Source organism: Acinetobacter sp. C32I (genome assembly GCF_023702715.1).
Taxonomy (GTDB): Bacteria; Pseudomonadota; Gammaproteobacteria; order Pseudomonadales; family Moraxellaceae; genus Acinetobacter.
In genome coordinates, this window is sequence record NZ_CP098480.1 from 910308 (window position 1) to 922475 (window position 12168).

The window sequence follows — 12168 nt, forward strand, 5'->3', positions numbered from 1 at the left end:
ATATATTATTTATTTGTAATTTATATGAAATATATTAGCCTTAGATTAATAGTTTAAAAAAACAGTTTATTGATTGAATATTAAAATAATCATAATTTAAAAAATAATTAAACGTCACGGAAGGTAGCACCCCCATCTTTTAAAAACAAAAGGTTGTTTAGTTTTAATTATTTTAACAAATTAAACCGAAGCAATGTTTGGAATTGGAACAATACAAATATTTTCAAGGAATTTAAAAATGAAATCAATGAAGTTAGGAATGGTTTGTGGAGCATTAATTTTTTCTCAAGGTGCTTTAGCTCAATATGATTGTAAAAGTTTAGGTATGAAGGATTGCCCATCACCTGTAGATGCTAAGCTCCCCTCTGCTCATGATATGTTGACGTGGTCACCAAGTGACAGGGTTATTGGTTTTAGAAATACTTATCGGTTATATGATGGAAGCGTTTTTAGACCTGATCCCCAAAATATTCTTTCACTCCAAAAAAGTAGTATTCAAATAACAAATAAGGATATTTCATATACTGTTAATAACAAAAACTATCAGTTAAATGATTATTTAAAAAGTCAGAATGCAACAGGGTTAATTATTCTAAAAGATGGAAAAATTGTGCTTGAATATTATGGGCAAGGTAATACTCCAACATCACTTTGGACCTCACGCTCGATTGGTAAATCAGTTGTTTCAACTTTAATTGGTATTGCGATTAAACAAGGTAAAATTCATTCAGTAGATGATCAGATTATCAAATACCTTCCAGATTTAAAAGGGTCTGCATGGCAAAACGTAACATTAAAACAAATCTTACAGCATGCTTCTGGTGTGGAGTGGAATGAAGACTATGCTGATCCTAATTCTGACTTTGCTCACATGACCTATTGTGAAGCGCAAGCGAATCCAAATGACTGTGTTTATAAACTTGTGAAGAATGTTAAAGCCAAATATAAACCTGGCGAAGTATGGTCTTATAACACAGGCGGTGCATGGCTCGTTGGAAAAGTACTTGAAGCTGCAACAGGACAAAATATTGCACATTATTTGCAAGAAAACATTTGGAAAAAAGTGGGAATGGAGCGTGAAGGTGTCTGGCATTCTTATCAGCGCAATGTGACCGATATGGGAGGCCATGGTTTTAATGCAACTCTTAGAGATTATGCACGCTTTGCCCTGTTTGTATCCAAAGAAGGACGTCTTGCAAATGGCGAAAAATTATTACCAGATCATTGGTTAAAAGATTTAAGCAATTGGACGACAGCAAAAAACTCAGTCACATCTGAATATCCTAAAGGGCAATATGGCTACCAATGGTGGAATTACCATCCAACATCAGGCACTCCACTCCTTTCTAAAAATATGGATGCAACCTTTTGGGGGCGTGGAATTTTTGGCCAGCGCATGGCGATTAATCCCAAAAATAATATTATTATGATGCAGTGGAGTACATGGGATTCGGCTCGCCCTTCCGCTGAAATTGAAAACGAAAATGCATTATTCTTTAATGCTGTAAGTAACTATTTAACCCGATAAGTTTTAATTGCAAGGCAATAATTACAAAGAATGTAAGTATTGCCTGCGCTATCTTTTTTTACAACGGGTAAATCTTATCTCCTTTCTATGACTTGCTTTGTCATTTGGTTTAATAAAACTCAATAAAAAATACAATGATCCTACTTAACTTAATAAAACTATCTATATAATTGTTTTCATTGTTTTTAATTTTATTTAAACCATGAAAATAGAAGAAGAATTGACCCTCAAAAAAATCCAAATTTTTTTGGCTTTTATGCGTCATGGAAACTTATCCAAAGCTGCGGATGAGATGCAAATCAGTAATGTCAGTGTACATAAAGCATTGCACTCCTTAGAAAGCGCCCTACGCTGCCCTTTGTTTAAAAACGAAGGAAGAAATCTGATTCCACTGAAAAGTGCTTATGTCTTGCAAGAGCATTCACATAAACTTATTCAGGATATGATTATTACCGTAAATAAAACCCGTGAAGCCGCAGGTTTTGCTGCAAAAATATTGCACCTAGGTTCACTCTATTCACTCACTGTGAATACGATTCCGAATGTCATTAGTGGATTAAAGCTGCGTCGGGGTGAGCTAGATATTCAACTTCTTCTGAGTTCAAATTTAGACTTGGTTACAAAACTAAAATCGACTGAATTAGATGCTATTATTGTTGCACTCAATGACACGACCGATGACTCTGATTTTGAAACACTTCCAATGTTTCAAGATAATATTTATCTAGCCGTCAATAAAAACTCTCCGTTGGCTTTAATGAATGAAGTAGATCTCACAACATTAAAGGACGAAAAGTTCTTAACGCTTTCTAAGGGTTTCGCAACACGTAATGATTCAGATATCTTGTTTGAAAAAGCAGGAATTGATCCAAAAGTATTTTTACAAGTGAGTGATATTTTTACTTTGGTTAGCATGGTGAGTACAGGTGTTGGCTTGGCATTGTTACCAGGCCGTATTTCAACGATCTATGAAAGTTCAGTTAAGCTCATTCCTTTGAAAAAGCCCTTTCAAATTAAACAAGAAATTGGTCTGGTTTTCCTAAAAAGTAAAGAGCGTGACCCAAATCTACTGGCATTAATTGCAGAATGCCGTATGTTTTCCAAACGTTTTTTTGAGGTGTAGAATTATTGGGCAATTCATAAAATCTCATCAATTGCCCAACCTAAACTACTCTAAATCAGCTAAAAATTGCATTCACAGTCAGAAAAAATACTGAAGGTCCTAATAAACAACCAAGACCTGTATAGAATGTTGCAACTAAAGCACCATAAGGAACTAAACGTACATCTGTACCCGCCAACCCTGCTGCAGTTCCACTTGTTGTTCCAGCTAGACCACCAAAAACCATTGCTGAACGGGGGCTTTTTAGATACATAAATTTAGCCAAGAGCGGTGTAGCCACCATAAAAAAGACAGACTTGATCAGACCAATTGCGATTGATAAAGCGATAACTTCTGAACTAGCACCAATTGCAGAACCGGTGATTGGACCAACAATATACGTCATGGCACCTGCACCAATGGTCGTCATCGATATGGGGTCTTTGTAACCCAAACACCAAGCAATCACGACACCAATTACAAAAGGTACAACGCAGCCGAGTAATAAGGCAACACATCCTATTTTGCCGGCCTTTTTAACTTCTTTTACATCAACTTCAAATGCGGTTGAAGCAATCGCAAGATCTCTAATCATTGCCCCTCCTAATAGGGCAAAACCAGAGAAAATGGCAATGTCTGATATCCCTTTTGTACCTTGTGTATAAACTCCAGCAAAATAAGCGATAACTAAGCCTAAAGTAATAGCGATTGCTGAACTTTGTAGCTTGCCTTTGGTTAGATATTTAGAAAGTAAATGAGAAAAGAACATCATTAAGCCAGTCACGGCAAGTGCGGTTACTAATGCATTCTTACTCAGAACCGAAATCAAAGTATCCATTTTTTATATCCCTAAGCAATTATATTTAAGCAACTTTTTCAGTTGTTTCTAACGACCATTCGTATGTTTCATAATCACCACTGAGACGGTTCAGATAGCGGATAACCAAAACTGTACCAATCAGTGAAGCAATTGATACCGCAAGCCCTAACATTCCACCAGAAAGTGCAGCAACAACATTTTGACCTGCTGACATGGCGACAACAATTGGAATGTACATACCAGACCAATACAAAACACCAAATTGGGTAATTTGAGGCAAATAGCCTTTTTTAGCGAGTATTTCTTTCGATAGAATCAGTAAAATCATCGAGATCGCAACACCACCTACATTGGCTTGTACACCTAATAAACTCCCAAGCGTATTGCCTAGGTAATCGCCTAATAAGTGACAAATTGCTAAAATAGCGGTTCCATAAATAATCATTTTTCAATTTCCTCTATCCATTGAGTGACTTCATTTATTTTTGATTTTGTTTATGCAAAATTACCTTGTTTATGCATTTCCATAATCAAATTTTCCAATCTTGTATTTTGAAAAGACAAAACCGTTCCTTCTTTAAATACTTTCCGTGCTAAACCTGTCAGTGTTGTGCCTGGCAAAGCTTCAATCTGTAATCGAACACCTCGCTCCCATGCAGCCTGAACAGTGTTTTCCCAATCTATCGTTCGGCTCATATTAAAAATGAGATCGTCAAGAATCTGTTCACCTGTTCTAAGCAAACGGGCAGAAGTCCCGCTTAGGTATTTAATGTTTGGTTGATTTAATTGAACTCCCTCCGCCAAATTGGCCAATTGCTTGGCTTGCTTTTCCAATAAACAACAGTGTGATGGCACACTGACGTCTAATCTTTTGGTTACTGCTCCAGATTGAGTTGCAAGCGCTTTGATCTGCTGCATGGCTACATCTGAACCTGAAATTACGATCTGGTTTGGTGCATTAAAATTTGCAATATAAACATCGGATTGATTTTTATGGATTGTTGAAACCCACTCCTGAACTTTAGACGAGTCCGAACCGAGGATTGCTGTCATGCCATAACCTTTCGGGTAGGCCTGTTGCATCAGCTCTCCTCGCTTTGCGACCAGAGCAAGACCATCTTCAAAACTAATGACATCTGCGACTGTAGCCGCAGCCCATGCACCAATAGATAAACCCGCAACATAATCTGGTTCGAGCCCTTGTTCTTTCAGTAGCGACGAACAAATCACACCTGCAATATACAAACAAAGCTGAACGGAATATGTCGATTTCAATGCCTCTTTTTGATCAAGCAACAGCACATCCTGATGCAAAATATCTGATGCTTGCTCTAGATATTTCTCCACAAGTCTATGCTGGGGAAGATCATGCAACATATTGATCTTCTGAGAACCTTGCCCAGGATAGACCCAGATTGAAGTCATATGATTTCCTTTGAATCCCAAGGATTCTGAACCAAAACAGCATGATCATTGCGCTTGAGTAAAATGCATCCTGTTGCTCTTGCCCATTCGCGTAAGGCCACTCCGCCTAACGGCGTTTGTAGTTGCACATCAATGTTGATATCTAAATCTTCTAATGCCGTTAGCATAATTTTCGCTTCAGCTTGTGAGATGAATTGTTCTGTACGAATCAATAAATCAACATCACTATTTTCACTGACTGTTTTAAACCCTGTAGCCAACTCATAACCGACACTTCCTGTGTATCCCCATGGCAAAGCAAAACTCTGCATGGTTTTATAAATACGCTGCAATTGACGTTGTAAATGCGGAAACGATGCTAAGTCCTTATCAATTAAACTTTCTGGACTTACTTTTTTCTCAATTGCATGAGTTGGCATTTCAGCAGCAAAACGTTGATTCCTTTGTTTACCTCTAATGCCAACCGCAACTGTATGCATATTAGTGATTGCTCGTCTGACTACAACAGGCTTGTTCTCAAATAGCACTTGAACGGCCCAATCTGGTACGTCATCAGGTAACATGTGTGGATTCATTCCCCACAATAAATCATGCGCCTGAAAATGATGACTCATGACCATTGCTCACGTAACAGTTCTCGAACCTGTTTCGACGCTTTACGGTTTTTCCCATTTAAGCGATGTTTTAAATCAACATTGCCTTGTTTTTGAATATCTTGTATTGCTTCATTCACTGCGGCTTTAACAGCGATAATATCTGCCACAGTAGGTTGCTCGGCAGCTTCTACCTCAAGAACATCAGATAACAGCCCTAAGGTGCTATAGCTTTCAATATCGTAAGCCATGGGTGGAATTGTCGCAGCCAAGGCTTCAAGCTCTTCCACAGACCTTAAAGTGACACGTGCAGCAGATTCTTTACCCATCGCATGCACCATAACACCTTGATCTTTAAGTGCCAGAATGCGATTAGCCTGATAGCCATGCGCCAAGAATGCCCCAGACATCGATTTACCAACTAACAGGCTAACGATCGGATGACCAGCTAAGCGGGCCGTTGCATAAGCATCTACAGCGCCAGCAAGGGCTTGATGAATTCCGAGGACTTCTTCTCGTCGTCCATAAGCTTGGCTCGGTACATCGACAATACACAAAATTGCGCGTTTCTTGGTTTTTCCGCTATCAGCTTGAATCAGTTCATTAATTGATTGTGCCAGCGCCCAACCTTCCAATAAACCAACTTCACCACTTCTTGCCCGTGGGTACTTATTCAGTTCATCTGTGACAATGGCAAAAACACGAACCTCCTGACCATTCCATTGGCCATCAGCAATGAGCAATGAATCAATTGGGGTTTCGATTAAATTTAAATTCTGGGTTAAAGCATTAAACCAGTTTCGTCCACGTAATGAGGCTTGAGTAACATGTGTATTCATTTTAGACCTCTTTTCCTTGATATAAGGCTTGAACTTCAGTTGGCAATATCTGTGCTGTCGTATCCACCTGTTGAATTTTTGACAGGTAAAAAGCAGTATTACGACTCCGATGGATCAAAGGCTGACCTTGCACAATACATTGAACAATCTGCTGTTGGATCTTTTGACGGTCGTCTTCCACATACACATCGACGAGACCACTGTTAAAACGTTGTTCTCCGCCAGTAATACTCCAGATAAAAGGACGATCTTTTGCATCGTATTCCTGCACGCCGGCTTCTTGTTCAATGACTTGAGGCCCATTCAAGCCCAAACGACCTTCTTGCGTCATAATCAAATAACTACACAGTCCGGCTGCAATGGACATCCCGCCAAAACACCCTACACTGCCTGCGATGACACCAATAACGGGTTGATATTGTCTTAATTCGACAATGGCAGATTGAATTTCGGCAATTGCAGCTAATCCCAGATTTGCTTCTTGTAAACGTACGCCTCCGGTTTCGAGCAATAAAATTGCTGTTGTAGGGATATCGTTCAGGTTGTCTTCTACTGCCAGTTCTAAAGCCCCAGCAATTTTAGCTCCACCCACCTCACCTAGACTGCCACCTTGGAATATGCCTTCAATTGAAATCACCACAACAGGATGTTGCTCAATACGTCCTTTTATTACCACGACACCATCATCAGCTTGGGGAACGATGTTTTGTTTCGCTAACCAAGGTGACATGATTCTTGCAAAAGGATCTAATAATTCTCGAAAACTTTCAGGATCAAGCAGGGACTTTGCTCGCTCACGTGCTCCAAGTTCAATAAAGCTTTGTTTATTCAATAAGTGATTTAGATCAGCCACGGTTCACCTCCTCGAAAGCTTGTTCAAGTCTTAAACGGACGACGCCTGGTGTTGCACCAAAATCATGAATATCGATCGTGACGGCAGGAGGATAAGCAACCGAAAAAATACGTTCAAACAGGTTTTTCCAACGCTGTTGGCTGCCATCGACTGAAGTGACCACTTTGATCATGGCGGTCTGACTTGAATGATTAGGTTCCATTAAAATTTCTAGATCACCCGACCCCACACATCCAACCAAAGCAGATTTATTGGGGATTTCTCCTGCTGCAAACTCAAAATGAAGTATTTCCATTGCACTATTTCCTAAAATCTTTTCCAGTGGTATTTTTCTATACTGTCAAGAAACAACAGCGTTGCGAGCAAATCTGCTGCACCTCCCGCAGAAGCACGCATCATTAATAAATCTTGTTCCAGTTGCGATAAGCGTTGTTGGCCTTGGGGCGTTGAACTACCACCAAGTGTCAAAACCTGCTGCGCACCAAGTTGCATTTGATGTAATCCATCCAAACCTGCTCGATGGATCACACATGTATCCGTGAGTTGCCCCATCATGGCCAGTAAGGCATCAAGCCGAGCCAAAGACTCTGCTACACCTTGAATTCGGCTTCGATGTAATTGGACTATTCCGTATTGTGTGATAACTGGAAAGCCCAGTTGAGCTTGCTGTTTTGCGCCGTTTACGCCAAATTTTTGTCGGACTTGTTGCCCATGTGTCAATTGCTGCTTGGGAATAAAGCGGTCTTCAATTTGGGCTAGCTCACTGGCTGTTGTGCATAACACATCAACTGTACATTTCTGTTGATTGAACAGCGTTAATGCCGCGGATGTCACCATTAATCCCATGGACCAAATTGCACCACGGTGCGTATTTATGCCTTGTGTGACTTGCAACATTCGATGCTCGCCATAGCGACCTAATTGACCTATGTCTTCTCTCAGTGCAATACAGACATTGCCATGCAGGACAGCAGCCTCTGCCATTGCTTTAAACATTGGAAATAAACATTGGGCTGAACGTTCCATTAACTCAAGACTTAAGTCATCATGTGCACCGCTTCCTCGCTGATCAACCAAAGCAGGTTTAGGGGTTAAATTAACCTCATCAATTAATGCCTGCACGGCCATATCTGCTATAAGTTCTGCAGTGCTAAAACCTGTCTTTTTTAAAAGTGCATTCATTACCAACTCCTAAATTTTGCAGGAGGTTGATAAAGACCATCTGACCAAGTCACAAGATCAGCAATATTTTTGGCCGCTAATAATTCACGAGTCGCGTCAGTACGGCGAATGCCGAGATCTTCTGGGAAAACAACCAAGCCTTCTTGGCGTAATTGTTCTGTCTTTTTCGGATCATGATTTAGCCCAATATCGGTAACCCCCGCGACAGCCGCGATCATTGCCTGACGTTCTTCTAGGCTTCTCGCTTTATAAAGATAGGCAATCCCTTCTTCGGTGAGCAAATGGGTAACATCATCCCCATAAATCATAATCGGTGCTAAAGGCATCCCTGCCTTTTTCGCGACATCAACAGCATCAAGGGTGTCCACAAATGTTGGTTTCCCACCTTCCTGAAAGGTTTCAACCATTTGAACAACTAATTTTTTCCCGCGAGCTAAATAGGTGTCAGTCTCATACTGACCTTCGATACGCATATCTATCCACGCAGGTGTCGCATGTCTGCGTCCACGTGGGTCATGTCCCATATTGGGGGCTCCACCAAATCCAGCTAATCGACCTTTGGTTACTGTTGATGAATGACCGCTGCCATCGACTTGTAAGGTCGCACCAATGAATAAATCGACAGCATATTGACCGGCAAGCTGACACATCATGCGGTTGGAGCGTAAAGAGCCATCACGACCAGTAAAGAAAATATCTGGGCGTGCAGCAATATACTTTTCCATTCCCAGTTCAGTACCAAAACAATGCACACTTTCAACCCAACCAGTTTCAATCGCAGGAATCAATGTGGGGTGTGGGTTCAAGGTCCAATTTCGACAAATTTTTCCTTTTAAACCGAGCGATTCGCCATAGGTTGGTAAAATTAATTCAATCGCTGCTGTATTAAAACCAATCCCATGATTGAGCGACTGCACTTGATGACGTTCATAAATTCCACGTATCGCCATCATCGCCATAAGCACATGAACGGGTTTAATGTGCTTTGGATCACGGGTAAATAAGGGTTCAATATAGAAAGGCTTATCTGCCACAACGATAAAATCCACCCAAGAAGCTGGAATATCTACACGAGGTAAATCTTGTACATCATCGACAAGCTCATTCACTTGTACAATGACAATGCCATCACTGAATGCAGCAGGTTCAATTAATGCGGGTGAATCCTCTGTACTTGGACCTGTATAAACATTGCCATGACGGTCTGCCATGAATCCTGCTGAAAGGACAACATTCGGGATTAAGTCAACCAATAATCTTGAATACAACTCGATATAGGTATGAATTGCGCCAATCTCGAGTAATCCATCTTCTAATAGTTGGCTAATACGTAGACTTTGGGTGCCTGCAAAGGAAAAATCGAGTTTCCGGGCAATACCTTTTTCAAATAAATCCAAATGCTCAGGACGGCCCACACTTGGCATAATCATATGTAAATGATGCAGAGTTTTGGGATTAACCTGAGCAAGCGCACGCGATAAAAAATCCGCTTGTTTTTGGTTATTTCCTTCTAATACAACCTTATCGCCTGAGCGAATCAAAGTTTCCAAGACTTGAACAATATTCTGTCTGGGAATGACGACACCATCCGTATATTTACGTGCTTGTTGTATTTTCAATTGCTTAGCATGTCGACGTTTTGTCCATATACTTTCTTTATTCTGAACACAAGCTTCCATGTGCTTTTCCTTGGTAACGATGACTTGACTTACCTTATAAAAAGCTTTTTCTAGATTCTGATCAATCAACTGAAATGCTATATTGTTAACTTAAAGTTAATACTTTTATACGATGCTCATTCTTATTTATTTTGGCATGATTAATTTCAACAAAAATAAAAGCTGTTTAAAATTACTTATCTATTTGAAAATATTAATTTTAACTTGTTTAAATTAAAAACTCACAGATGATATCTGAGATTTCGTTTGACTTATGTGCCAATCGAACTTAGTTGAAATGGGATTAAAGACTTTTTTACATCTTATGGCTTTACCAAATATTGATCCAGATTTTTAAGTGCCAAGCTGATGTTTGATAACAAGATTTGTTCTGAATAACCATCTCTGGCCTGTACCGATAAGCCATGCAAAACCAGCCCATAATATTGCCCTAATTGTTCAGGATCGGCATCCTCCCGCAATTGACCATCCAATTTGGCTTGTTCAAAACGCTGAATTAGACCTTCAACCCGCTGAATACGTTGCTGTTTCATCCAGACGAGAAGATCTTGATTCTCTTCGCTTAATACACTTGCCGAAGAAACAACCATACAACCATATGCGTGATTTGTTTGGGTATATAACTTGATCGCATCTTGGAATAATTGATTGATTGCCACTTTAATATCTTGCTGTTGCAATGCTTGGACAGCAAAGCCACCTTCATGTTCTTCATAATGCTTAACAGCTTCTCTAAAAAGCGCTTCTTTTGAACCAAATGCTTTGTATATACGCGCTGAAGCAATACCCAAAACCTCAACTAAATCTGACATGGATGTTCCTTCATAGCCATGCTGCCAGAATAAATTTCGTGCTTTGACCAAGGCTTTGTCTCGATCAAACTCTCTTGGTCTACCCGCCATAGTGCTTCTTTTTTCAAACTTAGTGTTTTTTTATTATTAATCGGAAAAATATTTTTCGCAAATAAATCAATATGATTTGTTGTATCTAAAGCCAATTTTCAACATCCATTTAAAAAATGAGTTGTTTTTAAATAATATTCAGCCTATTGTTTGTTGATCGACAACTAATTGAGTTTCAGAGATGCAAACAATCAAAGGCCCCAGTATTCACCTTGCCCAATTCAGTGATGATGTTTTTCCATTTAATAACTTAGAAAGTATTGCAGCATGGGTGGCGGATCACGGTTTTAAGGCTGTTCAACTGCCTGCTTGGGATAAACGATTATTTGATGTGAATTTAGCCGCAGAAAGTCAGAATTATTGTGATGAGATCAAAGGCATTTTAGATAAAAACGGTTTGCAGATTAGTGAGTTAAGCACGCATATTTTTGGTCAGTTAATGGCGGTTCATCCTGCTTATGACGCATTATGTGATGGTTTTGCACCCGCTTTTTTGCATGGTAAACCAACAGAAAGAACCCGATGGGCTGAACAACAGATGTTAGCTTCGGTTCAAGCGTCTGCATGTCTAGGACTACATGAGATGGGAACTTTCTCTGGTTCTTTAGCATGGCCTTATATCTTTCCCTTCCCACAACGTCCTGAAGGACTGATTGACACAGCTTTTGATGAACTTGCTCGCCGTTGGACTCCGATCTTAAATGTCTGTGATGAATACGATGTCAATCTTTGCTATGAGATTCATCCCGGTGAAGATCTGCATGATGGCATTAGCTTTGAAATGTTTTTAGAACGTACCAATCATCACCCGCGTTGTCAGATCTTGTTTGATCCTAGCCATTTTATTCTTCAACAACTGAACTACTTAGAATACTTAGATATCTACAAGGACTTCATTCGTATGTTCCATGTAAAAGATGCCGAGTTCACACCGACAGGTCGTCAAGGCATGTACGGTGGCTATCAAAATTGGGGAGATCGAGCTGGCCGCTTCCGTTCTACAGGTGATGGTCAAGTTGATTTTAAATCGATTTTCTCAAAATTAGCACATAACAACTATCAAGGTTGGGCGACTTTGGAATGGGAGTGTTGTCTAAAAAATAAAGATGATGGTGCACGAGAAGGTGCTGAATTTATTAAACAAAATATTATCCCTGTGACCGATAAAATATTTGATGACTTTGCAGCTGCACCCGTAAATCAATTACAAATCAACCAATTATTGGGCATTTAAGCGTAGAACGA

The 12168-nt window shown here is 39.9% G+C and carries 13 protein-coding genes; 3 read left to right on the forward strand and 10 right to left on the reverse strand.

Annotation, left to right across the window (positions count from 1 at the left end; translation table 11 throughout):
- Nucleotides 1-238 precede the first annotated feature (238 nt).
- Together NDN13_RS04360 and NDN13_RS04365 are read left to right on the forward strand one after the other, a co-directional pair.
- Nucleotides 239-1528, forward strand: coding sequence for a serine hydrolase domain-containing protein (locus NDN13_RS04360; protein WP_251117307.1), 1290 nt, complete (start codon nucleotides 239-241; stop codon nucleotides 1526-1528).
- A gap of 202 nt (nucleotides 1529-1730) precedes the next feature.
- Nucleotides 1731-2651, forward strand: coding sequence for a LysR family transcriptional regulator (locus NDN13_RS04365; protein WP_251117308.1), 921 nt, complete (start codon nucleotides 1731-1733; stop codon nucleotides 2649-2651).
- Between the two features lie 55 nt (nucleotides 2652-2706).
- Here NDN13_RS04365 and madM read toward each other — a convergent pair whose 3' ends face one another.
- From madM to NDN13_RS04415, 10 genes are all read right to left on the reverse strand, one after another.
- A complete protein-coding gene (gene madM, locus NDN13_RS04370) occupies nucleotides 2707-3468 on the reverse strand; it encodes a malonate transporter subunit MadM (RefSeq protein ID WP_251117309.1) in 762 nt (253 codons plus the stop codon).
- A gap of 25 nt (nucleotides 3469-3493) precedes the next feature.
- Entirely contained in the window at nucleotides 3494-3895 is a 402-nt protein-coding gene (gene madL, locus NDN13_RS04375) for a malonate transporter subunit MadL (protein WP_251117310.1), read from the reverse strand.
- A 50-nt stretch (nucleotides 3896-3945) separates the two neighbouring features.
- Nucleotides 3946-4875 (reverse strand): malonate decarboxylase subunit epsilon, encoded by a 930-nt coding sequence (mdcH, locus tag NDN13_RS04380; protein ID WP_251117311.1) that lies wholly within the window; start codon nucleotides 4873-4875, stop codon nucleotides 3946-3948.
- Entirely contained in the window at nucleotides 4872-5489 is a 618-nt protein-coding gene (locus NDN13_RS04385; RefSeq protein WP_251117312.1) for a malonate decarboxylase holo-ACP synthase, read from the reverse strand. Before NDN13_RS04385 ends, mdcH begins: the two co-directional genes overlap by 4 nt.
- Nucleotides 5486-6307 (reverse strand): biotin-independent malonate decarboxylase subunit gamma, encoded by an 822-nt coding sequence (gene mdcE, locus NDN13_RS04390; RefSeq protein ID WP_251117313.1) that lies wholly within the window; start codon nucleotides 6305-6307, stop codon nucleotides 5486-5488. Before mdcE ends, NDN13_RS04385 begins: the two co-directional genes overlap by 4 nt.
- A 1-nt stretch (nucleotide 6308) precedes the next feature.
- Nucleotides 6309-7160 carry a biotin-independent malonate decarboxylase subunit beta gene (locus NDN13_RS04395; RefSeq protein WP_251117314.1) on the reverse strand — a complete coding sequence of 284 codons (852 nt, stop codon included), beginning with the start codon at nucleotides 7158-7160 and terminating at the stop codon, nucleotides 6309-6311.
- A complete protein-coding gene (locus tag NDN13_RS04400; protein ID WP_251117315.1) occupies nucleotides 7153-7455 on the reverse strand; it encodes a malonate decarboxylase subunit delta in 303 nt (100 codons plus the stop codon). Before NDN13_RS04400 ends, NDN13_RS04395 begins: the two co-directional genes overlap by 8 nt.
- Nucleotides 7456-7466: 11 nt before the next feature.
- Nucleotides 7467-8342, reverse strand: a complete 876-nt coding sequence (locus NDN13_RS04405; protein WP_251117316.1) for a triphosphoribosyl-dephospho-CoA synthase — start codon at nucleotides 8340-8342, stop codon at nucleotides 7467-7469.
- Nucleotides 8342-10021: a malonate decarboxylase subunit alpha gene (mdcA, locus tag NDN13_RS04410; RefSeq protein ID WP_251117317.1), complete on the reverse strand. Its 1680-nt coding sequence runs from the start codon at nucleotides 10019-10021 to the stop codon at nucleotides 8342-8344. The genes NDN13_RS04405 and mdcA overlap by 1 nt, the downstream gene beginning before the upstream one ends.
- 302 nt (nucleotides 10022-10323) lie before the next feature.
- Entirely contained in the window at nucleotides 10324-10923 is a 600-nt protein-coding gene (locus tag NDN13_RS04415) for a TetR/AcrR family transcriptional regulator (protein WP_251117318.1), read from the reverse strand.
- 181 nt (nucleotides 10924-11104) lie between these two features.
- Between NDN13_RS04415 and NDN13_RS04420 the strand changes: the two genes are divergently transcribed.
- Nucleotides 11105-12157 carry a sugar phosphate isomerase/epimerase family protein gene (locus NDN13_RS04420; RefSeq protein WP_251117319.1) on the forward strand — a complete coding sequence of 351 codons (1053 nt, stop codon included), beginning with the start codon at nucleotides 11105-11107 and terminating at the stop codon, nucleotides 12155-12157.
- The last annotated feature ends 11 nt before the right edge of the window (nucleotides 12158-12168 follow it).